Raw genomic sequence first — 22,798 nt, forward strand, 5'->3', positions numbered from 1 at the left:
AATAACTATCCCCCTAATACTCTGGTTAGACCTGCTATTTTATTTTTCATATCTTTGAATTAAGATTAATCTTATGTCACATAATACCGATAAAATAACCGTAGTAAAGGGCGATATAACAAAAATTACAGTCGATGTTATTATAAATGCTGCCAACACATCGTTACTTGGAGGTGGAGGTGTTGATGGGGCTATTCATCGCGCCGGCGGACCGGAAATTCTGGAAGGTTGCCGTAACATTCTGGCTAAACAAGGAGGCTGCAAAGTAGGTGAAGCCGTAATCACAACTGCAGGCAAACTAGCCGCTAAATATGTAATTCATACAGTTGGCCCTGTGTGGAATGGAGGGAAAAATCACGAAATTGAAAAATTAGAAAGCTGCTATTATAATGCACTCAGATTAGCTGCAGAAAATGGTTGCCGTTCGATAGCCTTTCCCAATATCAGTACAGGGATTTACAGATTCCCGAAAGAACTAGCTGCTCAAATATCCATCCGCGTCATTACGCAGTTTCTGATGGCGGATACAACACTTACGCAAGTCAAAATAGTATGTTTTGACGATGATAACTTCCGGCTGGTCAATCAACTAGTAATGCAAGCCTAGGGGAAAATTATCCTAATCCGTTTCAAATTCCCATATACATTCATAGGAAGGAACAGACTTTTCGATGTTTGGAAATTGCAGTTTTTTGAGCTCCTTAATATTCTCAAAATCTTTATTTAAAAGCAAATATATACCCGTGTTCTTACTGATTTCTCCCAATATTTCTGGAGTGATCTCTCTTTCTCGACTGTTGGCAGATATGATCATTTTCACAATTTGCTTTCCTGATGAAGTTATATACTGATTCAGCTTATAGGGGCCCGGAATACCATCATTTTCATGCGATTGTCCTGCCAATACGTCATTGATATAGATAGCATAGTCTACATTTCTTATTTCATGATAGAGAAAATATGATTTTACGACCGAGGCTATTCCGTTTTGAGATACTTCAGCAACCTTATCATTTCCCCTATCTTCATCCCTATTGTTACACGACATAAACAATACAACACAGTAGACAGCAATGACGATAATTTTTTTCATTTCGTATTTTCTCCTTATTTTTAAACTGCAGCAATATTCCTTTGACAAAGTTTCGAAGCCAATATGACCAACAAGTTAATACCCCAATTTAAGGCCTTAAAACATGAGATTGCGGATGGCTATACAGTTTATTAAGATACAAATTAGTCAGAACAAAAAGGAAGTAAACAAACAGATATGGCCATCTTTTTAAAATTTCTTTATAAGTCATTAGAATTCACGATATTTAAAAAAATAAACACCCTACCAGTATATGTTTAAAACATTGGTTATCCAATATCTGGGTAACCTTTTTTTTGCAAGAAGCAATCATGAAGCTGTCTCCCCATTACGTCATATTGAACAATACCCAAACACAGCTTGAATATTGTTCGACGGTCATTTAAATACTATAACGCACAAACGATTGCAACAAAGCCACAAAAACGCACAAAACAGTAAAACAGTACCCGATTGGCTCACATAGATTAATACTTGGATTAATACTTGGCCGTCTGAAATCGGCTCGTTATGGTATCGTTTCAAAGAAAGCTTCCCCTGCCCGATCGATCTGCATAATAAGTTATAGTTTTGTTGCGAAATTGATTGAACAACTGTATTTTTACAGGGGTGAAAAGATTTTTTCTTTACATATTTCTATTTTTGGTCATTGGAGAATCAACGATGCTGTCCCAGCTGGCGAAACTGCCCAAGCTGTATCAGCATTTTACAATCCATAATGAGATAGGTCCGCCCATAACCTTTGTGGAATTTCTTTCCATGCATTATTGGGGCCAGGATCTTCCTGACAACGATGAGCAGGAAGACATGAAACTACCCTTCAAAAAATACGATCTAACAGCATTTTCATTTGTCTTTGTGTCCAACCATAAGATTCATTATGTTAGACCGCATCAAGTCGCAGTGGATAGTGCTTTTGGTTTGCCTAAACCGAATAATTATTCCCGATCGTATATTTCCGCATTATTCCGTCCGCCTCAAGTCTAATTTATATTAAATCAGCATGTTAAAACAACCTGATTTTTCAAGTTGCAGATCTTTTTTTGTCCCAAAATAAGGTTTGCACGATTTCTTATAATTTAGATTTTACTAAAATGCTTAATAGAATAATACAATTCTCAGTTCGAAACAAACTGGCAATTGGTCTTTTTATATTGGTATGGGTCGGCTATGGCATCTACCAATTGACCAAGTTGCCTATCGATGCCGTACCAGATATTACGAACAATCAAGTTCAAGTTATCACAACCGCGCCCTCCCTTGGAGCCGAAGACGTTGAGCGCCTTATCACCTTTCCCGTGGAATTGGCTGTCAGCAATGTTCCCGAAATCAAGGAAAGCCGAAGTATGTCGCGGTTCGGTCTATCGTTAATAACCATCGTATTTGAAGATGGCACCGATATCTACTGGGCGAGACAGCAAGTCACAGAGCGTCTCGCACAAATTGAAATAAACGAAAATGCAAGTGCTCCTACACTCGCTCCCGTCACTACAGGACTTGGTGAAATCTACCAATATGTCCTCAAACCTCAAAAAGGTTATGAACAGACCTATTCGCTAGCAGACTTGCGCACCATTCAGGACTGGACCGTACGCCGTCAACTTCTCGGAACTCCCGGAGTTGCAGATGTTGCTACATTTGGTGGAGAACTCAAACAATATGAGGTTGCAGTAAACCCATCCAAGCTGAAAGCCTTGAATATCAGCATCAGCGACATCTTTACGGCACTCGAAAACAACAACCAGAATACAGGCGGAGCCTATATCGAAAAAGGCCCCGCAGTATTATATATCCGAAGTGTTGGCTTGACAAAATCCATAGCCGACATCAATAAAATTGTGGTCAAAGATAATGGTGGCGTACCGATCCTCATCCATCACGTTGCCGAAGTCAGGTTGGGCTCAGCGATCCGTTATGGCGCACTAACTATGGCAGGACAAGGCGAGGTCTGCGGTGGTATTGTCATGATGCTCAAAGGTGGAAACTCTTCGGATGTGATCAAAATCGTCAAAGATAAAGTCGATCAAATTCAGAAAACACTTCCCAAAGGAGTCCTTATCGAGCCCTTCCTCGACCGCACGAAAATGGTAAACAACGCCATTGGAACCGTAGAACACAATCTCTTGGAAGGAGCTCTCATAGTCATACTGGTTCTTGTGCTGTTCCTAGGTAATCTGAGGGCAGGTTTAATTGTTGCTTCGGTCATCCCGCTATCCCTACTCTTTGCCATCAGCATGATGAACACATTTGGCGTCAGCGGCAACCTAATGAGCTTAGGAGCACTGGACTTTGGTTTAATTGTTGATGGTGCTGTTATCATTGTTGAAGCCATCTTACACCATATTCATTTTTCAAAAAAATATAAGGGCATCGACAGTTTATCCCAACAGGAAATGGACCAGGAAGTGACTTCTTCAGCCTCCAGAATGATGAATGCCGCAGTTTTTGGACAAATTATTATCTTGATTGTCTACTTGCCTATTCTTTCGCTTACTGGAATCGAAGGGAAAATGTTTAAACCGATGGCTCAAACGGTAGCATTCGCTATTTTAGGCGCTTTCATTCTATCTTTGACTTATGTCCCAATGATAAGCTCACTGGTGGTGAGCAAGAAGCTCAATCATAAACCCAATATTTCGGATCGGATTATGACCCGTCTCGAACGGGGTTATCAAAATGCACTCACTGGTGCACTTGCTATCCGTAAAATACTCGTTGCCATCACAATTGCACTTTTCGCTATTTCAATCGTTGTATTTTCAAAAATGGGGGGTGAATTTATACCCCAACTGGAGGAAGGTGACTTTGCTGTAGAGACAAGGCTGCTCGTTGGTACCAATCTCTCGACAACGATAAATGCAATTGATCGGGTTTCAGAAGCCTTAAAAAATCGTTATCCTGAAGTTGAAAAAATCGTGTCGCGGATCGGAAGCGCAGAAATACCAACAGATCCAATGCCTATTGAAGGTGGTGATATGATCATTGTCTTAAAACCAAAGTCGGAATGGAAAAATGCTAAATCATTTGTGGAGTTGGCAGGTAAAATGTCGGCAACAGCACAGGAAGTTATGCCTGGGATAACGACAGGCTTTCAATTTCCTGTACAAATGCGTTTTAATGAATTAATGACTGGAGCAAAACAAGATGTCGTGTGCAAGATTTATGGAGAAGATCTCGATAAACTGGCAAACTATGCGCAGCAATTGGGCGATATTGCAAAGACAGTAAAAGGAACTGCAGACTGGTACATCGAATCAGTCACAGGAATGCCCCAGATTGTCATAGACTACAACCGGGATGAGATAGCAAAATATGGTCTCGATATCGCTTCCATCAATCGTACTGTTAATTCGGCTTTTGCAGGAGCTTCCGCAGGCAAGATTTATGAAGGTGAAAAAAGCTTCGATCTTGTTGTGCGCGTAGGTAATGAAGGTCGCCGTAATATTGAAGATGTCAGGAATCTACAAGTAACGACCGCCAAAGGGATACAGATTCCACTTAGCCAGATTGCACATATTGATGAAGTAGAGGGCCCTAATCAGATCCAGCGGGAAAATGCGCGGCGCCGTATTATCGTGGGCTTCAATGTCAGGGGGCGTGATGTGCAAAGCATCGTGGAGGAACTGCAGCAAAAGGTTGCTGCGCAGCTTAAAATGGATACAGGCTACACATTGACTTATGGTGGTACATTTGAAAATCTGCAACAGGCCAAGGCCCGCTTGAGCATTGCTGTGCCCATTGCCCTGCTTTTAATCTTTGGTATGCTTTACTTTGCATTTTCGTCGTTAAAAGATGGCGCCTTGATCTACACTGCAATTCCCCTGTCGGCGATCGGAGGTGTTTTTGCCCTGGCACTTCGGGGGATGCCCTTTAGTATCTCGGCAGGCATTGGTTTCATTGCCCTATTTGGTGTTGCCGTTTTAAATGGCATTGTCTTGATCTCGGAGTTTAACCGTATAAAAAAGGAAGGAATTATTACCGACATGCAGGAACTGATTATGGTGGGCACTCGCAATCGTCTCCGACCGGTACTGATGACCGCCGCCGTAGCGTCCTTGGGATTTTTACCAATGGCATTGAGCAATGGTGCAGGTGCTGAAGTACAACGTCCACTGGCAACGGTTGTTATTGGCGGTTTAATCTCAGCAACATTCCTAACCCTCTTTGTTTTGCCCGCATTATATCTGTTGTTTAATAAAAAAAACAAAGCCCTTAGCAAACCAAATTCGGCTGTAACCAAAATAGTCCTTTTGGTTCTATTGTCTTGTTCCTTTTTTCAGGACGCTCAGATTTCGGCACAAACGATCAACAGCACACAGCATATATCTCTAGCGCAGGCCATACAGCGGGCAGAGCATAATAGTCCGCGTATCCAACAGCTCAGGATCAATGAACAAGCTAAGGAAAAATTGGCCAAAACCGGATTCGACCCTTCTAAATTAGCTATTTCAGGCGATTACGGTCATGTGAATAGTGCGTATACCGATAATCGCATCGGTATCAGCCAAACGGTTAGTTTTCCTGCTGTTTATAAAAAACAGACAGCAGTCTTACAAAACGAGCTCTCTTTGGCGCGTGAATCTACCAAGTTTAATCTCCTGGAGATTCGAACCGCCGTTAAGAGTCTGTATTTCGATTATCTGGCAATGGGCAAACGAAAGGAGCTCTTGTTACGCGCAGATAGTCTGTATCGTATTTTTGAAGCAAAGACAAGCAAACGCTTTGAAGTTGGCGCAGCAAATATCCTGGAGCAAACCGCAGCCCAAACACAGCGTCAAGAAATCAATAATCAATTAAAGCTGCTTCAAAAAGATATGAACATCATCCTGAACAGATTCAATTTCTTATTGCAGGACAGCATTCGTTACATCCCGGCCTCCGACACAATTAAATATCAAGAAGTTATGTCGATTCACCCGGACTTATCCAGTCAGGCTGAAGCACTTCCGGCCTATAAGATTGCGCAACTTCAGACACAGACAGCACATGCTCAATGGCAATTGGAGCGTTCAAAGTTGCTTCCTGAAATCACAATAGGATATAATAGTCAAACGTTGCAGGGGGTACAAACCTTCCGTGGTCAGGAGGTATTGTACCGTTCGTCCGACCGTTTGAGCTACTTCAGCGCCGGCATCAGTGTACCCCTATTTTTTGGAGCGCAGTCCAATCGAATAAACGCGGCAAAACTCGCATGGAAAGGTCAGTTGAAAGAACTTGAATACGTAAAAAGTGAATTGAAGACAGAATCAAACAATGCCATCGAGCAGGTTGAGAAGTTTAAAGAAGTACTAAAATATTATGAAGATCGTGGATTAAAGCATGCAGATACAATTTTTGTAACAGCCGACAAACAATTCGTCAATGGCGAAATAGACTACCTACAATGGGTCATTCTTGTCAACCAAGCCATTGGCATACAAAGCGAATACATCAATACATTAAACAGTTACAATCAAGCAGCCATCCAATTAAGTAAGTTATACAATGAATAAATCGTTAAAAAACACAGTATACAGTTTGATCCTTTTTTCCTTCGTTGCCTGTGCTCAAGGAGAAAACACCGAAAATAACAAGCCAGCGCCCGTGGCAGATTCTACACCTGTAGCGCAAAGTGTTCAACTTGAACCCAAACAGATTGCAGCAGCCGGTATTGTCATCGGACCCCCTACAATCGAAAATGTCAGTGGCAAAATTACATTACAGGGCGATGTCGCTGTTGCGCCGGAAAGCACTGTGAGCCTAAGTTTTCCCATTGGTGGCTATATTAAATCGACGACTATGCTCCCTGGAAAACCCGTGCGAAAAGGTCAGGTATTGGCAACTATCGAAGATATGCAGTTTATCCAGCTCCAACAGGACTATTTGACTGCACAGACAAATTATGTGCTCGCCGAAACAGAATATAAAAGACAATACGAGCTCAATCAAAGCAAGGCAAGCAGCGACAAGGTGTTCCAGCAGGCCAAAGCAGATATGGACCGTGAACGTATACTAATTCACTCATTGGCGGAAAAACTGCGTCTTATCGGAATCGAGCCGAAGAAACTGACGACGACAAGTATCAAAAAAGAAGTTCCTATATTGTCTCCAACGAATGGTTTTATCACCAAAGTGAATGTCAGTGTTGGGAAATACACCGCTCCCACAGATATCCTATTTGAGATTGTTAATCCATCAGACATGTATCTTTCCCTACAGCTGTTCGAAAAAGATCTGGCTAAAGTCAAGATAGGAAATACTGTTTCTGCGTATACCAATACGGAAGTCTCTCGAAAAATTCCGGCAACGGTCTTTCTTGTCAACCGTACTTTTGATGAAAATAGAATGGCCGAAGTGTTATGCCGTTTTCAAAAATCCGATGCTATTTTGACTCCAGGGATGTTCATGAATGCCGATCTTCATATCAATAATACCAAGGCAATGGTTGTACCAGAAGAGGCTATCGTACGTTGGCAAAATAAATATTTTGTATTTGTGCAACATAGCGCTGGTTCATTTCAAATGAATGAAGTAAAATTAGGTATCCAAGAGAACGGAAAACAGCAGATTCAGGCCGATAACATTCAACCGAACACACAATTAGCACTAAAAAATGCTTTCGCGTTACTAATGAAAGCACAGAATAAGGAAGAGTAAAATCATACGTATCGAATAAATCATTTCAAGTGATAGCCGCCATTTATGGTCCTTTTAAGAACAATGAATGGCGGCTTTTAATTTCGAATAAGCCGATCACCCATCTAAACTGCTTTAGTTAAAGTACGCAAACTCAGATTTATTGCCCTAAACTGAGGTCAAATGTCGCTCAAGCGGGCGATCATCATTTTTTGTTCGATAACTACCGGACATATTTATTTCAGGATAGTTCGAAGTGCTTTTCGAATGATGTATTGCGTTTCCTTGGTATCGCTTTCCTGTTCCCAGCGATTACAAAGTGCCCTAACAAAACCGGGTTGGCTTTTGCTTGCGTCATTCAGCCAATTTCCAACACTATCCTGAACATATTTTGAAGGGTCAGATTTTAGCGGTTCTAAAATAGACAAGGCTAGACTTGGCTCCTGCTTCAAGCGATCGATGTGCTTACACCATACGCCTCTCGGTCGGGTTGCCTCCGAAGCAAAACGTCTCAAATTTTCATCCTTCTCAATCGTCCATAGACTCAGACCGGCAATACTCCTTTCCAAGTCCAAAGCTATCCTATTACGTATCGCCATCCAGCTGATTTCTCGCACCCCAAAATGCCGATCTGCGGCAAAAGGACGCATTGACAACAGTAATTTCTCAATTTCAAGCTGCTTTTCATCTCCGACCGTGTAGGTTGCCCAGCAACGCACGAGATCTGCAGCATGATTGGATAGTATTGTCAGGAAGGTATTATCACGATATTGTGTGATCAGATCGAGCAGCGCCCGCCCGATCGTTTCATTGATGGAATTTACCGTCGGTTTCTGTAACTGATCGAGCAGTACCAAGATTGGTTTCAAGTAATGAATGCGCCCATTTTGCTGAAGGATATGCTCGAGTAAAAACCGTTGGTCAACAGCGAGCCACTCCATAAGATTTGCAGTTTCAATTTCTCCGCGGTTCAGACTGGCCAGGCAATCTATCGAAATATCCGCTATCCGTCTTGCTCCTTTACGTTGTATTTTACTCATAGCTGTGCTATTAACTCTTCAATATTAAGCCTATTCATATAGTTGACATCCATAAATCGATAAGATATCGTATAATCAGGATCGATCACAAAAACAGCAGGGACCGGCAGTATGTTGCTGTCATTACCATTGTAGGCGGACAAATTGATTCCCAAGCGCTCATAGCTTGAAATGGCATAATCCTGAAGTTCAAATGAGATGCCAACACTGATTGCCAAAGTATTATCTTCGTCAAACAACAACTCGAAATCCAAATTGTTGTCCTTCAGAAGTGCTTCGCTAAATTTAGGCACTTGTGGCGAAATTGCAAGAAGAGTGGCTTCAACAGCAGTAAAATGAGTCAAATTCTGTTGTAAAGCTCTTAACTCGAGATTACAGTAGGGACACCAGCTACCGCGGAAAAAGGCCACAATGACTTTTCCTTTGTTCAGAAGTTTTCCCAGCTCAATTTCTTCACGCTTCGAATTCACCAAACTAAAATCAGGGAACTTGTCCCCTATCTGCGGGCTCTTTTCGGTTAGATCCCCAGACTGTAGATCCTGAATCGATCTGCCAAATATTTCCTTTATTTCGAGAGGAAGAGTTGCTAAATTCGCATTTAATTTAGCAATTTCGTATTCTAAATTTTTCATGATGCTGTATGTTATTTCTGCAAAGTTTTAAAAGTAAATGCACAATCACAATACCGCATTTTATTATCCCTATGGGACAAAAAAGTCAATTTTATGCGTATAACAGAGAAAGCAATAAAACAAAAAATATGTCCATTGGAATTTGCCGTCAATGCGATTAGTGGGAAATGGAAAATTCCGATTGTATGGCGTATCAATGAAGGGGAAAAACGCCCAAGTGAAATGCTTCGTGGTATTGCAAAAGTTGATAGACGAGTGCTAAACCAACAATTGGGTGAAATGGTCAATGATGGCATTCTAACCAAACAATCTTTCCATGAGCTTCCTCCAAGAGTGGAGTATTCATTGACCCCCTTAGGGAAAAGTTTGATGGAAGTACTCTGGAAATTGAATGCTTGGGGAGAACTTTTATTGGAAAATTCCAATAAAAGTTAGCACAAACGGGCAGATTCGATCGACACAGCGATGCTCAATTTACGAGAGAAGTATTCGACCCTGCTATAACAGCTATTTGCGAAAACTGCAAAACACAAAACGCTGTTTCGTGTCGAAGGGTGTTATATGGTCAATATCTATACATTCAATTTTCCTAAAATATGTCTGGAACAAATCGCTTATCGATTGTGCTGAATATTGTTTAATTGTAATGCCACTGCATTTCGTTGGTCCCTGTTCAGAAAAGGTTCCAACAACCAAAATACCTCCCACTGCAATTGCTTGATCTGCGATTTCGATGTAGCGTTCAATCTCCTGGCGAACAGTCAAAAAATGAAATGTGGCCCGATCATGCCAAAAATCATATGGTGTATCGGGAACGAAGTCCAAGATATCTGAAACAATCCATTTGACTTTAGTCGCTTGATCCCCTAATCGCTTCTGCGCTCTTTCAATGGCAGCGCTGGAAATATCCAATACAGTAATATCTTCAAATCCTGCTTTTAATAAGAAATCAACCAGGAAACTGTCACCACCACCTATATCAATAATTTTAGCCTTTTTTGGAAGACTAGATTGATTTATAAAATGTAGTGATACTTCTGGGGTAGGCTGATACCAGCTAACTGATTCCAGCGGCTTATTTTCGTATATCTCTTCCCAATGCTTTTTTCGATTGAAATTTTCCATCTGTCTATTGTCCTGATAAAATTTATTGACTGATAACGATCAACCTTGGTTTTAGGGCAAAATCTTTAGATCCCTAAAAATTTTCCGTGTAATCGCCTTGCGGCAGCTCGAGAAATCAGGGCTGTTGAACTTCCGGTCCTGAATAAGTCGCGTTGCAAAGAAATAAACATTTTCCTTTTGTTCAACATAGCCTATCCACCATCCGGTGTTGATCTGATTGGCCATTGTCCAGCCCGTTTTAGACCGAACCGTATAGTCCGCGTTTTGTTCCGAAATCATGACACCTTTGACAATATCCATATTTCTTTTTGAAAATGGCAAATCTCCATCATAAAGCTTTTTCAAAAATTCAACCTGATTAATTGGTGAGATGCCCATTGGACCAAAATTCCAGAAGTCGGGACCTGATTCGGAAAGGTCCACATTCCCGTAGTTACAAGCTTTGAGATACTTCTGATAGACAGAACGATCAATTTTCTTCGCTAACTCGATAAAGGCCCAACCTGCAGACACCGCAAATGCTTCTTTTACACTGATATTTTTATAAATATCTGGTCGGTAGCCATATTTTAAGGTATCTGTTGATCCTGGCCATGGAACAATGCTATTTTCATCTTTGATCGTCTTCGTTTCCAAGGCAATCAACATATTTATAATCTTAAAAGTTGACGCAGGTAATGTTGCAACTTGTGTGTCCGATGTATCGGACAAAATCCAAGCTCTTTTGTTATTGTCATAAAGTGCAACAGCGCCCTTAACATGACACTCATCAAAATATTTTTGAAAGTCAGATCTAATGATCTTCTTCTCAGGATTTCGAGCTTGGGCCAACAAGTCAAACGAAATCACCGTCATTGTTATAAACAAAAGCGATTTGAAAACCATCCGATAAATACTATTTAAAACCATACGTTGATACCATTAAAAAGCCATTATACAAATTGAAACTTGAAAACTATACTAGAGTCTTTATAAAGTTAAGACATTAATTTAACGAATTTCAAATTCCAATAAATGATAGACATACAAAATGTGCTTTAGCTCGGTTAGAAGTCAGTCATCGATTATTGCAATAGTATTGAATAGGAGAAAATAGATCGGGACTATTGCTAAAGCAAGATAGCCCCGAAAGCTATGTGATCCGAGCCTGTTATTCAGTCCTCGGACTTAGACTTACTATTCAGACCAAGGCGAATGAAGAATACAATCGCAAAAGTTCTTTCGCTCAAAATTAGGGATCATAAAAGCGCACACATCTGCCTTTATATTGCCAAATGTGGTTTCTGTCTTATGCTCAAAACCTTCAAAAAAAGTCGGAATAATTTTCTTTTTAAAATTATCCCTAGGAAAGGCTTGAACAATCTCTTCTCTATTTTTGGCACTTAAATGCGCATAACCCTCTCCCATCACATCAAGCCCAACGCCCGAGTACATCAGGGCAACTTCATTTTCTTTGTGTTCAGCAATTCCTATGCTTGTATGGAGTGCTATGGTATCCCATACGAGCTGTAATTTCGTCGACTCTACACCATGGCTTTTTAGAAAGTCTCGGGCGGCGTTAGCGCCATCCACTTCAAAACGAAGATCTGCACTGCTGTAATGCGATACTAAGCCCAAATCATGAAATAAGGAAGCTACATACAACAATTCACTGTCGTAGACCAAATTTTTGCGTTTTGCATTCAAAGATGAAAATAGGAAGACACGCAACGAATGGTTGTAGATAAATTCAGTACCATGTTCCAATAGTAATGCTGTCGCTTGCGTTGCGATTTTACTGTCCGGAATAACAATGCCGGCCACTTTTTTTAGATGATTTACTGCCATAACTTTAAGATATTTAGGACAAAGTTATGATGGTAACAGCCCCATAGGAATAGCAATAAGTACGTTTGAAATGTCAAAATTTACCGTGTGCAACTTTCAATCTGCATCAACAAATTGATTACGGTAGTTCAGGGGAGACAGTTTTGTATTCTTTTTAAAAAAATGACTAAATTGTTCCGCCGAATTAAAATTAAGTGAATAGGCGATTTCTTTCACTGTTATCGCACTAAACTGCAGCAATCGTTTCGCTTCTGCTATGAGCTGCCCATTAATGATCTCCTTCGCCTTAATCCCGCTACATCGTTTACAAAGTTCGCTTAATCTTCGTGCTGAAATATGAAGCATTTTGGCATAATCCGACACGGCATGATATTGATCAAACTGTGCACTGAGCATTTCCATAAATTTGCGATACAAGATGTAATCCTGACTATCGAAAGTTGCTTCCGCGGTCAGTTTAACGTTCGCAAGTTTAATCATAATAATTTTCAAAAACGCCGCAAGAGCATCCATCTGATTGATATACTGGGGACCACAATATTCCGACAACAGTGCATTAAATAGAAATAACAGCTCTACTACTTCGGTAGTATTAGGCTTCAGATATGGATTTGCACTGGTGTTATTGAACAATACAGCTTTACAGTTACTTGCGCTCGGAGGTATCTTTTGCCAAAAACAATCTCCAAAGGAAATGGAAAAACCCATTACCGAAGTCTGATCTGAAAAAGCATAGATCTGTCCCTTGGATAAGAGAAAAATGCTATTGTCATGTAGCTCAAATACATTATTATCAATAGAAAGATAGCCAGCACCGGTTTCGACAAAAAAAATACGATGATAGGTCAGTCTATTAAATGTTTCATGATCGTTAAGGTGGTGATCTATCCGACTTATAGAAAAAGAATCATCTATTACAGGTTCGATTATAATCTTCTTAGCTGATTTCATACTGTAAAATCAATAAACCTTGACAATCTCTTTTGCTCGCTATTTGAAAATATCCATATTCTCGTCATAGATAGGGCTCTTCATATCCAGAAATTTCAGCACACTATGAAATACATGATTTTGGGTCAAGGTTTTATTTGGTTTCAACTGTTTTGAATGATCAGACACCCAGACAATAAAAGGAATCTCGTATTGCTCTTTTGGTGCAATGCTCATCGGCAGTCCGTGCATATACAGGTTATTTTCACCCAGTGATTCTCCATGATCCGAGACGAACAACATGGCACTGTTATATTCCTTCAATTGCTTTAGATCCTCAATCAGATTATGCAAAATATAATCTGTATAAACAACGGTGTTATCATAAGCATTTATCAATTCTTCTTTAGAACAGTTCCCTAATTCAACACTATTGCAGACCGGCTTAAACTGCTCGAATTGAGCGGGATATTTCTTGCTATATGTTGGTCCATGGCTTGTACTTGTGTGGAGCACAACAAAAATCTTGTCTTTTTTACTGGATGATATCCGCTCCTTTAGACCTGTTAAAAGTACCTCATCGTAAGCACATCCTTCACCTTTACAGTTTGTAGCAAGTTGATCATTCGTTTCATATTCTTTAATATGTACAGGTGGCTCCCCCCAATTACTTGTTCGCCAGATCACATCGACATCATTTCTATAGAGGTAATTTGGCAGGATTTCGTACAAATCATCCGTATTTTTATGTTCCAAAATACATTTTACTCCAGCTGTCGTATAGGTAGAGCAAGAAGTTGCGTCAAAATGATAAAGATTGGGTGTTTTGGAAAGCAGAGGATTTGTATTCTTCTGATAGCCATACAACGAAAAATTATCTCTTCGAGCAGATTCACCTATAACAAGTACAACTACTGTCTTTTTGTGGTCAGTTATCGTCGCATCCGGCAATAAAATCTCTTTCTTATTTTTTTGATATTCATGAATATAAAAGCGCGAAATATTGACGGTATAAGACCAAGGCATGGCAAGTGCACCCAAAGTCTTCGAATTCTTATCGATCCACAACCAATTAGTCGCATTGGCAAATATTAAAATAACGATAAATAATAACGAAAGTGAGGAAGTGATAAAAAATTTCCTTGGTTTATCCTTTATTATTTTAGCTTTAATGATGAAGATACTGGGTATAATACCGAGAAACACGAGATAGACGATCAGTTTCAGGGAAAAGAAACCGCTGGACTCGGAATATCGGGTATTCAAGATATTACCGATCATTGTTTCATCCAAAATAACGCTATAGGTGTTAACAAAATAAACGGCGACTGAATTGATCAGAAAGAACAAAACAAGTATGGATTTCCCGAAGCGACGTGACGCCGAAAAAAATAGATAAAGTACAAAAGCATTCATCACCAGCATCAGAACCATTAAACTACCGATCAGAACAATACCCCCAAAGCTGCTGTAATCAACATTATTAAAAACAAAAGTATAAAATGGAAAATGGAAGAATATAAAATTCAACACACTCATGAAAAGGACAAAATGAATTAATTTTAAGCTATTTTTTAGCATAAACCGTAATAATTTTATAAAGTGCACTAATTAAGCAGATAAATGTAAAATAAAATATTAGCAAATTATCATTAATTATTCTATTGATCAATACAATACTGAAAACGAGGAACAATAATATGAAAATTGGATAATACCGTTTGTTGTTGACCCAATTCCATGTTTTAAATTCCCTGCTAAAAAAAATTCCGAACAGCCCCGAAAGATATCCAATAATACAGCCACAGACCACGTCTAATGGATAGTGTGCCCCCAATGCGACGCGAGATAAAGCAAGCATTAACCCAATAAATGTTAAACCTAAAAACCACATTATTTTATAACTCAATCGTTGCGGCATAAAAGCATACATGATAACGGTCAACGTTGTAAATATCGTGATGGAATGGCCAGAAGGCAAGCTATTGTTCCCCAGAAGCATCTTACCGGTAATCAAAAAACTAGTATGATTAAATACTGCTGCGGGTCGTGGCACAGCAAATAGTACTTTTAAAAGGATCGAAAAGAAGGCAGAAATTAGAGATGCTGATATTAACGCCTCCCATAATTTAGGACCATAGCGCAGAAAGACACTCAAAAGCGAGAGACTGATTAAACAATCTCCAAACTGTGTAAAATTGGACTCAAGATTTGGATATCGCCCCAGATAAGCATTTATCGCGAAAAAGCTACTCTTCTGAATGACGGTATAGCCATATACATTCAATGCATGATTAAAATAAAGAAATAGAATGAGCAGAACTAGCAGAATTATAGGTAGAAAGAACAACGATTTTCTAAGCCTAGCATAATTATGGATTATCGCCGAATTAATATTCATCTCGCACGCGTCTTTTTAAACGCGTAAAGAACGGAACGAATTCTGTAGAAATTTAGAATTTACAAATGCAGGGTAGGTTTTCTTATTCCGTGCCCATTATTGATTCACTTGCTCCTCAAAAAAAGCTTTATCATAAAAGGAAACCGATATTCAACGTATTTTGCTTCATCTCAGACCACAAGGCTGAAGATCGGTTTCCTTATCTTACAGTTTTCCCAGCAGCTGTGAAAAAGCGCTGATGACCAAAGTTGGCTCCTTAAGCATAATATTATGACCAGATGCGGTTGTTGCCAGGTGAACAAAGTCGCTTGCGCTCTCATTTATGCATAAGTTAAAACTTGTCTTGCTGAATCTGTTCGATTCCTTGCTCGTAAGAAGTAACCTCAAATTCAGGAAATCTATTTCTAAACTTTGAATCATCAAATAGATTATTGTGTTCGTATCGTGGAAGAAGTTCCAAAAACTCCTTTAACCGCTTATTGAACAGAGCCCCTATTTTAAAGATAAATTTGGGAACTACAGTATATTTGAATTCCCTACCGTAAATATCTGCTGCCATTCTGATAAACTCCCGGTAAGTGGGATGCGCTTTATCCACGGGCAAATGCCAGGTCTGTCCATATGCATCGGGTGTATTTCCGATAAGTGCAGTTGCTCGACTTGCGTCGGGAGTCCAAATCAAACTTCGTTTTTTATCGACCCGTAAAGGCACTTTCAGTTTTTTATCCGCTTTGATGTTATCAAAAATTAGGGTATTGGTAATGCTTTGTGTTTTGCCAGGACCATAAAATTCAGGCGCTCGACAAATAACGGCTTCAAGCTGGCCCGATGCTATCTCAGCAAGTACCATTTCTGCCATGTTCCGCCTCACTTTCCCCTTTCTTCCAACAGGAGCAAAGGTACTTTCCTCCGTCAAAACACGATCGTCTTGAGGATACATATATGTATTATCAAAAAAGACAAGCTTAGTACCATTGATCTTACAGGCATCAATCACATGACGAATAATAGCTGGAAACTGTTCCTCCCATAGATCCGAACTTATAGGAAGCCCTAAAGTGAAATAGGCAATATCACTCCCCTTCACCGCCTCGATTGCCTGTTCACGGATCGATAGATCCGCAGAAAAAACTTCGTCAGTATCATTTACTTTTTTTGCGTTTCGACTGACTATGCGGATAGCAGAAGTAAAATTTCGCTTTAGCTCGCGCGCCAGTTCTTCTCCAATTTGTCCATTGGCACCCAATATAGTCTGCATAATATTCCTTTTTCTATGTTGTGACCATCTGATACCAATATATTGATATTTGTTCAATTTACCGCACCGTTGCGGTTCAATACCGAATAACTCCCGACCTCAACTTTGCTCAGTGCCCATGACCTATGCTATTAAGGATGTTGCCATGGACTGCGATACGGTCTTTGCAGTAATTGAGTTGCTTCAGGATCATCGACACATATTTTTTGTATTGGATCATAAATCAAGGGGCGATTCAACTGCATCGACAAGTTCGCCAAAATGCAGCTTGCGGTGGATATATAGCCTTCTTCAATATCCGCTACAGGAAGATGATTATTTTCAATTGCCGATAAAAGGTCAAGCATATGTTGTCTCGTTGCAGGCGCTGTATGCAATTCGATTCGGTGCTCCGTCAAATCTTTGGGGAACTTCTCCTTTTCTAAGATAACATCCTGTCGAATTGGCTTGCCTTCTCCGATTGGAATAAATTCATATTTCATCACGCTTCCCTTTAAGGTACCCTTGTCACCATATATCACAAATGCCCAAGGGTATTCAGGGTCTGCTGCTGCCCCCCATGTCCTATGCTGCCAGACACAATTAAGATCTTCGTATTCAAATAAGGCTGTCTGCGTATCCGCGATCGTCGATTTCCCTCCTTTTTGCACATAAATGCCACCTTTCGCATGTACGCTTTTGGGCCATTTAAGCTGCAGAAGCCAACGCACCGTATCAAACATATGCATTCCCATATCCCCGGTTATTCCATTCCCATAGGCCATAAAAGTTCGCCACCAGCCACCATGAGGCAAACCATCATAAGCCCGCAAAGGTGCTGGTCCGGTCCAAAGTTCGTAATCCAGGAAATCTGGAACCGGCTCGATCGGTGGATTGCCGTTCTTTCGCATATGATAATAGCAGCACATTTCCACATGCGAAATCTTACCAAGTAAGCCACTATCGATCACTCGCTTCTTGGCATCAATGAGATGGGCTGTACTTCTCCGTTGTGTTCCCACTTGAACTTTCCGGTTATATTTTCTTGCCGCACGCCATATAGCATCCCCCTCAAGCACATCAACACTGATCGGTTTCTGCAAATAGAGATGAGCACCCGAACGCATCGCATCAATTGCCTGTCTGGCGTGCCAGTGATCTGGTGTTCCAATGAGAATGAGATCGAATTTATGACTGGCGAGCATTTCCCTATAATCTTTATACAGTTTTGGAACTTTTTTTGAAATTTGACGCTCACTAACCAGCCGCCCAGCTTCCTGCAGCTGATTGTCGTCGACGTCGCATATGGCGATGACATCGACATCCCGAACCTGAATTAAACGGAATAAATCACTTTTCCCATACCAACCTGCACCAATCAATCCGACCCGAAAATTTTTAATCGCATCACGAAATGAAAGCCCCTTAACTTCTAAGGCTGATAAAGTTAAAACTGCCCCCGCTCCTTGAATAAATTTTCTCCGATTTAGATTGACCATAGCCATAATTCATTGGTTTATTGCCTAATATAAGAAAAAACAAACGATAAATCAACCTGTTTTAAGAGGCAACATGCGTTGTAAACAAAAGAACCTACCTACAGGAACAAGACCTGCACTTTAAGATCAACAAGTAGCACAGCATTTTTTTTCATTTAAGCCAAAATAGCGTAAATTCATATCGAGCTAAACAATTAAGACATGAAAAGAGAAATGGTATTTTTGAAAGTAATATTATTTTACTTTGCCTCCCTCGTGGTGTTTGCTTTCGCTGCAGGCATAACCAAACAAACAATGTTCCCCGATTTACTTTCACTCAGCCTCGCGACATTCCTCAGCTTGGGTTTAGTTTACCTGTTTAAAGCTTGGGATAAAATTAGTTTTTCTCAAATTGGGTTAGGATTTAACAAAAAGAGTGTGCTCAATTTTAGCGCTGGCTTATGCTTAGGTATTGTTATGGTCGGCCTTATGGTTATAATACTAACAAATTTTGCCGAAGTATCTTTTAAGAAACAGGCATTTATCGACACTAAATTATTGGCAATACATATTCTTCTTTACTTTTTCGTCGCCTGTCGGGAAGAGTTGGCTTTTAGAACCTATTTCTTATGGCGCCTGAAAGATAAACTCGGCACTGTTGTAGCCTTTTCGATTATGGTACTTGTTTTTATTTTAGAACATTTATTTACCGGTTTTACACTAAAGGCGGCAGTACTGGGTTCGGGACTTGGAGCTGTACTTTTTGGTCTTGCTGTACTAAGAACCCGCAATATTGCACTATCTATTGGACTGCACTTCGGCTGGAACCTAACCCATTGGGCTTTGGGGTTTAAAAATAGTACAGGGTTATGGGTAGAAAGTGTTGCAAAGGGCAGTGAACATCAGTCTGAAAACATCGCGTTTATTGCCTATACCATCGTAATGCTTTTAGGTATTCTGATCGTCTATATGCTATCAAAAAAAACATCGTTTCAGGGGAACAATAGTAGCCCGATCGATTAATCCCAAAATCGATGCACAAACCATCGTTAAAAGCTTTTGCCAACATATAATTCCCTTTTTTATATCGACTATCCTGTAGACACGAAGCTACAACAATCAGACTCACTGCAAGTTCTAAAAATAAAGGCACGGCTTTTGTAAACTACTAAGTAAAAAAAAGTATTATGAGAAGAACGCCTTACACCACATCTGTTATTATATTGCTCGTCCTATGTGTGATTGTACTAATGACCACATGTTCAAAAATTGCCTAAATTACATCCAGTTTGGGCAAAATTGTAAAACCAGTCATGAACGTAATGACGAGTTCATCATTGAAAATAGAGTCTAAAAAAATAGATTCTTAGGCCTTCCCCATGGCTTTCATCAAGCAGATAAATTTCACTTTATTGATCAGGAAAGAACACAATCCGAACAGATTGTGCTAAACTTCGTTATTCCCACACGTATAATTACAAAAAAGCCCTAGAGCGGGGAACTCTAGGGTCTTAGCCATATATTAACCTATTTTATGAAAAGTATTTGTATCAATAACGTCTTAGTTTTCTATTTATTTTGTACAACATAGAAATTTCTTAAATTTTCTTTTTTTTCGCACAAAGGTTCGATTCAATCATTTACCTTATAGAGGTTGGGCTAAACCAATCAATAATCCCTCTACTCCTCTTAGATAACAAAGGCGATAAGCATTTTCGTATTGTACCACCTCCCCTACGAGGACAGCGCCATGATTGCCAATTAGCCTCCGCAGTACATCATCTAGATCTTCAACCGTAAACATTGCCCGCAAATAGCCCAAGGCATTGACCGGAGCATTTCTATGATCTGCAATTATCGCTGGATCAATAAATCTTGAAAGCTCCAATCGGCTATGTCCATCTGGTGTCACCATCATGGCGATCTCCACATGCTGCGCACCGAGACCAGTCACTCTACCTGCCCATTCACCTTCAATCTGTGCTCTCCCTTCCAGATATAAACCAAGTTCTGAAAAAAACGAAATCGCGTTGTCCAACGACTCCACCACGATACCCATATTATCCATTCGAAGTAACTTACTCTTTTCCATAATACATCATTATTTATAAGGAGTTATAATCTCTATTAAAGATACAAAGGAAAATTTTAAAGCTACCATCGCGCCCAGTCTTTAGAATTGATAACTCAGACCCGCTTTTACCATAAAAGGTGTTCCAGGAGTGAAATGCAATTCAGAAACGGACTGCTGTTCATTTCTTAATCGAGTCTCGGTCTCAAACTGCGCTTCATTCCACTTGGTGTCAAATAAGTTTTGGATCTGCACCAAAAAATTCCATTTTCCCAGGCCATAGTTTAGCAGGAGGTCATTGACAAAATAACCTTTAGCACGTACCGAATTATCTTCTATCGCTGGTTTTGTATTCATATAACGATAGCGCAAATTGGCCGAAATGCCAAGCGGTAACTTCACAGATACCCCTCCTGTACTTGTTAAAGAAGGCACCAGCGGGATATAGTTTTCGCCTTTAGGTTCGTCAATCGCCCGCGCGTAAGCATAATTTATGTCGCCGTCAAAATATAACCAAGGGGTAGCTTGATAGCGTAAACTCAAATCTGCCCCCAGACGTTTCGTTTTCCCTGAAGGCTCTACGACAGCTTCATCCCCGACATACACAAATTCTTGCTGAAGGTATAACCCCCATAAAGCAGGCTGAATAAAGAGGTTATCAGTTGGCTTCCAGATCAAGCCAAGATCTGCACCATAGGAAATAGGCATAATATCTTTTCCATGTTGTTCCATCACCACGCGGATATCATTGGAATGAAATCCCATACCCGTTTTCAAATATAATTGTGCGCGATGACTGAACGTATATCCAAAATTAAGCTTTGGACTAATCCTTGTCGCGGAAGCCTCTTGTCCGGCGGGGTCACTTTTCAGCTTATCATGCAAGTTGAAAATCAAATGATCGACACGTATTGCAGGATTAATAGTCCATTTACCAATACGCCAATCCAGATTACTATAGGCATGCAGATTCATTTCTACGCCCGAAATATGCGAAAGCCGATCCAATAATTCGTCGCGCTGATAAACATGGTTCAGTTGAAGATCTTTGATATCGTCCACTCGGAGTCCAAAACCCGATGTCCAAGAAAGCTGACTATGATCAAACTGAAATTGGTGATTGTATTTGTTTTCAATCCCGTACAGGTATCGATCATCAACCTGTTCTATCTCATCGCCATGAATGGGATCTTTCAGAAAAAAAGTGAAATCGGAAAACAGCTGAAATTTATAGCGCGACAAGTAAACATTGCTTTCCCAGCTTTCCTGATCACTGATCAGCGCACGATATTGCATCGCCAAATTCATGCGGGATGTATTTCCGCCTTCAGTAGAATCGATCGACCCCCAACGGCTAATCAGTCCCTGCCGAACGGCCCGCTCCGGAATCTGACCCGATGCATTCCAACCCGAACTGAATATTGACCCCTGGAAATTGATATAATGTTTCTCATCGATCCACTGATTATACTTCGCAAATAGATTGACACGACTAAAATTTTGCTTGATGTCAAAAGGACCATTCGAATAATTGAACTCACCTGCAGCATAGGCATACTTATTCTGCTCATGGTTATTCACCAGATTAAGCATGGCTACCGTACGCCAGGAGTCAAAAGACCCCCCTTCAACCTTAAAAAGATTATGATCCAAATGATCCAAAGTTGTAAAATTAACATAACCCGATGTATTCAGATCACCTTTGTCTGCATAATAGGCCCCCTTGCCAAAATCAATATCTTTAACCGTTTCTGGAATAATAAAATGGAGATCTGCATATCCCTGACCGTGCGCATGAGAGACCATATTAACTGGGATACCATCTGCAGTAATGGCAATATCTGTACCGTGGTCATTATCAAATCCACGTAAAAATATCTGCTCAGCCTTTCCACCGCCGGCATGCTGTGCTATAAAGAGCCCAGGAACTTTCCGTAATAGATCTTGCGCCGAATTAACAGGAATCTTACTTAAATCAACTTTGCTCAATGTTTTACTGCTATTGAATGCATCCACCTGAATTTGACTCAACTGCACTTCATTTTTTTGCATCTCGATTTCAATAGGAGACTTTGCTTCTTTTAGGATGTACATCTGATCGAGATAGCCTATCCTACTCAACAGTAAGGTGTCCGGAAATGTTCCCGGCTGTACGGAAAAAGCACCATTCAATGCGGTATGACTATGCTTTATTCCACGTTGGTAGCGTATATTGACTTCTTCTAATTGCTGTTTACTATCCTTATCTTTCACAGTTCCCTGAATCACATGTTGCTGTGCATAACTGTGGGTCGCAGCCAGTAGGCCTATAAAAAAGGTGATTTGACGTTTGTTCATATAATATTTAAA

The 22,798-nt window shown here is 40.2% G+C and carries 19 protein-coding genes; 6 read left to right on the top strand and 13 right to left on the bottom strand.

The window, feature by feature from the left end; all coding sequences use genetic code 11:
* Nucleotides 1–73 precede the first annotated feature (73 nt).
* The gene (locus GVK91_RS03060) at nt 74–607 is read left to right on the top strand and encodes an O-acetyl-ADP-ribose deacetylase (RefSeq protein WP_159726848.1); all 534 of its coding nucleotides are present in this window, start codon (nt 74–76) and stop codon (nt 605–607) included.
* Between the two features lie 12 nt (nt 608–619).
* Here GVK91_RS03060 and GVK91_RS03065 read toward each other — a convergent pair whose 3' ends face one another.
* Complete coding sequence (locus tag GVK91_RS03065; RefSeq protein ID WP_159726850.1) at nt 620–1,093, bottom strand: hypothetical protein; 474 nt, start codon at nt 1,091–1,093, stop codon at nt 620–622.
* A 609-nt stretch (nt 1,094–1,702) separates the two neighbouring features.
* Here GVK91_RS03065 and GVK91_RS03070 point away from each other — a divergent pair.
* From GVK91_RS03070 to GVK91_RS03080, 3 genes are all read left to right on the top strand, one after another.
* Nucleotides 1,703–2,080, top strand: coding sequence for a hypothetical protein (locus GVK91_RS03070; protein ID WP_153845926.1), 378 nt, complete (start codon nt 1,703–1,705; stop codon nt 2,078–2,080).
* 107 nt (nt 2,081–2,187) lie between these two features.
* Nucleotides 2,188–6,585 carry a CusA/CzcA family heavy metal efflux RND transporter gene (locus tag GVK91_RS03075; RefSeq protein WP_159726852.1) on the top strand — a complete coding sequence of 1,466 codons (4,398 nt, stop codon included), beginning with the start codon at nt 2,188–2,190 and terminating at the stop codon, nt 6,583–6,585.
* Entirely contained in the window at nt 6,578–7,729 is a 1,152-nt protein-coding gene (locus tag GVK91_RS03080) for an efflux RND transporter periplasmic adaptor subunit (protein WP_153845924.1), read from the top strand. Before GVK91_RS03075 ends, GVK91_RS03080 begins: the two co-directional genes overlap by 8 nt.
* A gap of 215 nt (nt 7,730–7,944) precedes the next feature.
* Here the strand turns inward: GVK91_RS03080 and GVK91_RS03085 are convergent, their stop codons facing one another.
* A complete protein-coding gene (locus GVK91_RS03085) occupies nt 7,945–8,748 on the bottom strand; it encodes a DNA alkylation repair protein (protein ID WP_159726854.1) in 804 nt (267 codons plus the stop codon).
* Complete coding sequence (locus GVK91_RS03090; RefSeq protein ID WP_153845922.1) at nt 8,745–9,380, bottom strand: peroxiredoxin-like family protein; 636 nt, start codon at nt 9,378–9,380, stop codon at nt 8,745–8,747. Before GVK91_RS03090 ends, GVK91_RS03085 begins: the two co-directional genes overlap by 4 nt.
* A 93-nt stretch (nt 9,381–9,473) precedes the next feature.
* On the opposite strand from GVK91_RS03090, the gene GVK91_RS03095 reads away from it, so the two are divergent.
* On the top strand, nt 9,474–9,815 hold the full coding sequence (locus GVK91_RS03095) for a helix-turn-helix domain-containing protein (RefSeq protein ID WP_153845921.1): 342 nt from the start codon (nt 9,474–9,476) through the stop codon (nt 9,813–9,815).
* A 72-nt stretch (nt 9,816–9,887) separates the two neighbouring features.
* Here the strand turns inward: GVK91_RS03095 and GVK91_RS03100 are convergent, their stop codons facing one another.
* The 8 genes from GVK91_RS03100 to GVK91_RS03135 form a co-directional block, all read right to left on the bottom strand.
* Entirely contained in the window at nt 9,888–10,505 is a 618-nt protein-coding gene (locus tag GVK91_RS03100) for a trans-aconitate 2-methyltransferase (protein ID WP_153845920.1), read from the bottom strand.
* Nucleotides 10,506–10,556: 51 nt separating this feature from the next.
* Entirely contained in the window at nt 10,557–11,360 is an 804-nt protein-coding gene (locus GVK91_RS03105; protein ID WP_194932868.1) for a class D beta-lactamase, read from the bottom strand.
* 321 nt (nt 11,361–11,681) lie between these two features.
* The gene (locus GVK91_RS03110) at nt 11,682–12,332 is read right to left on the bottom strand and encodes an HD domain-containing protein (protein WP_153845918.1); all 651 of its coding nucleotides are present in this window, start codon (nt 12,330–12,332) and stop codon (nt 11,682–11,684) included.
* Between the two features lie 96 nt (nt 12,333–12,428).
* Nucleotides 12,429–13,283 (bottom strand): helix-turn-helix domain-containing protein, encoded by an 855-nt coding sequence (locus GVK91_RS03115; RefSeq protein ID WP_159726856.1) that lies wholly within the window; start codon nt 13,281–13,283, stop codon nt 12,429–12,431.
* Nucleotides 13,284–13,322: 39 nt separating this feature from the next.
* Nucleotides 13,323–14,843, bottom strand: a complete 1,521-nt coding sequence (gene eptA / locus GVK91_RS03120; protein ID WP_159726859.1) for a phosphoethanolamine--lipid A transferase EptA — start codon at nt 14,841–14,843, stop codon at nt 13,323–13,325.
* Nucleotides 14,830–15,663, bottom strand: coding sequence for a phosphatase PAP2 family protein (locus GVK91_RS03125; RefSeq protein ID WP_159726861.1), 834 nt, complete (start codon nt 15,661–15,663; stop codon nt 14,830–14,832). Before GVK91_RS03125 ends, eptA begins: the two co-directional genes overlap by 14 nt.
* 331 nt (nt 15,664–15,994) lie before the next feature.
* Complete coding sequence (locus tag GVK91_RS03130) at nt 15,995–16,921, bottom strand: NAD-dependent epimerase/dehydratase family protein (protein WP_159726863.1); 927 nt, start codon at nt 16,919–16,921, stop codon at nt 15,995–15,997.
* A gap of 131 nt (nt 16,922–17,052) precedes the next feature.
* On the bottom strand, nt 17,053–18,405 hold the full coding sequence (locus GVK91_RS03135) for a Gfo/Idh/MocA family protein (RefSeq protein WP_153845913.1): 1,353 nt from the start codon (nt 18,403–18,405) through the stop codon (nt 17,053–17,055).
* A gap of 195 nt (nt 18,406–18,600) precedes the next feature.
* On the opposite strand from GVK91_RS03135, the gene GVK91_RS03140 reads away from it, so the two are divergent.
* Entirely contained in the window at nt 18,601–19,401 is an 801-nt protein-coding gene (locus tag GVK91_RS03140) for a CPBP family intramembrane glutamic endopeptidase (RefSeq protein ID WP_159726865.1), read from the top strand.
* Between the two features lie 622 nt (nt 19,402–20,023).
* Here GVK91_RS03140 and GVK91_RS03145 read toward each other — a convergent pair.
* Both GVK91_RS03145 and GVK91_RS03150 read right to left on the bottom strand, forming a co-directional pair.
* Nucleotides 20,024–20,470: a VOC family protein gene (locus GVK91_RS03145; protein ID WP_088161445.1), complete on the bottom strand. Its 447-nt coding sequence runs from the start codon at nt 20,468–20,470 to the stop codon at nt 20,024–20,026.
* An 81-nt stretch (nt 20,471–20,551) separates the two neighbouring features.
* Nucleotides 20,552–22,786 (bottom strand): TonB-dependent receptor plug domain-containing protein, encoded by a 2,235-nt coding sequence (locus tag GVK91_RS03150; RefSeq protein WP_159726867.1) that lies wholly within the window; start codon nt 22,784–22,786, stop codon nt 20,552–20,554.
* Nucleotides 22,787–22,798 lie beyond the last annotated feature (12 nt).

Origin of the sequence: Sphingobacterium sp. 18053 (assembly GCF_902706145.1) — a bacterium.
Taxonomy (GTDB): Bacteria; Bacteroidota; Bacteroidia; order Sphingobacteriales; family Sphingobacteriaceae; genus Sphingobacterium; species Sphingobacterium paramultivorum.

Excerpts from the sequence above, each read along its gene's own strand:
- GVK91_RS03060 (WP_159726848.1), top strand. The coding sequence starts at position 74 with ATGTCACATAATACCGATAAAATAACCGTAGTAAAGGGCGATATAACA.
- GVK91_RS03065 (WP_159726850.1), bottom strand. The coding sequence starts at position 1,093 with ATGAAAAAAATTATCGTCATTGCTGTCTACTGTGTTGTATTGTTTATG.
- GVK91_RS03075 (WP_159726852.1), top strand. The coding sequence starts at position 2,188 with ATGCTTAATAGAATAATACAATTCTCAGTTCGAAACAAACTGGCAATT.
- GVK91_RS03080 (WP_153845924.1), top strand. The coding sequence starts at position 6,578 with ATGAATAAATCGTTAAAAAACACAGTATACAGTTTGATCCTTTTTTCC.
- GVK91_RS03085 (WP_159726854.1), bottom strand. The coding sequence starts at position 8,748 with ATGAGTAAAATACAACGTAAAGGAGCAAGACGGATAGCGGATATTTCG.
- GVK91_RS03090 (WP_153845922.1), bottom strand. The coding sequence starts at position 9,380 with ATGAAAAATTTAGAATACGAAATTGCTAAATTAAATGCGAATTTAGCA.
- GVK91_RS03095 (WP_153845921.1), top strand. The coding sequence starts at position 9,474 with ATGCGTATAACAGAGAAAGCAATAAAACAAAAAATATGTCCATTGGAA.
- GVK91_RS03100 (WP_153845920.1), bottom strand. The coding sequence starts at position 10,505 with ATGGAAAATTTCAATCGAAAAAAGCATTGGGAAGAGATATACGAAAAT.
- GVK91_RS03105 (WP_194932868.1), bottom strand. The coding sequence starts at position 11,360 with ATGACGGTGATTTCGTTTGACTTGTTGGCCCAAGCTCGAAATCCTGAG.
- GVK91_RS03110 (WP_153845918.1), bottom strand. The coding sequence starts at position 12,332 with ATGGCAGTAAATCATCTAAAAAAAGTGGCCGGCATTGTTATTCCGGAC.
- GVK91_RS03115 (WP_159726856.1), bottom strand. The coding sequence starts at position 13,283 with ATGAAATCAGCTAAGAAGATTATAATCGAACCTGTAATAGATGATTCT.
- eptA (WP_159726859.1), bottom strand. The coding sequence starts at position 14,843 with ATGCTAAAAAATAGCTTAAAATTAATTCATTTTGTCCTTTTCATGAGT.
- GVK91_RS03125 (WP_159726861.1), bottom strand. The coding sequence starts at position 15,663 with ATGAATATTAATTCGGCGATAATCCATAATTATGCTAGGCTTAGAAAA.
- GVK91_RS03130 (WP_159726863.1), bottom strand. The coding sequence starts at position 16,921 with ATGCAGACTATATTGGGTGCCAATGGACAAATTGGAGAAGAACTGGCG.
- GVK91_RS03135 (WP_153845913.1), bottom strand. The coding sequence starts at position 18,405 with ATGGCTATGGTCAATCTAAATCGGAGAAAATTTATTCAAGGAGCGGGG.
- GVK91_RS03140 (WP_159726865.1), top strand. The coding sequence starts at position 18,601 with ATGAAAAGAGAAATGGTATTTTTGAAAGTAATATTATTTTACTTTGCC.
- GVK91_RS03145 (WP_088161445.1), bottom strand. The coding sequence starts at position 20,470 with ATGGAAAAGAGTAAGTTACTTCGAATGGATAATATGGGTATCGTGGTG.
- GVK91_RS03150 (WP_159726867.1), bottom strand. The coding sequence starts at position 22,786 with ATGAACAAACGTCAAATCACCTTTTTTATAGGCCTACTGGCTGCGACC.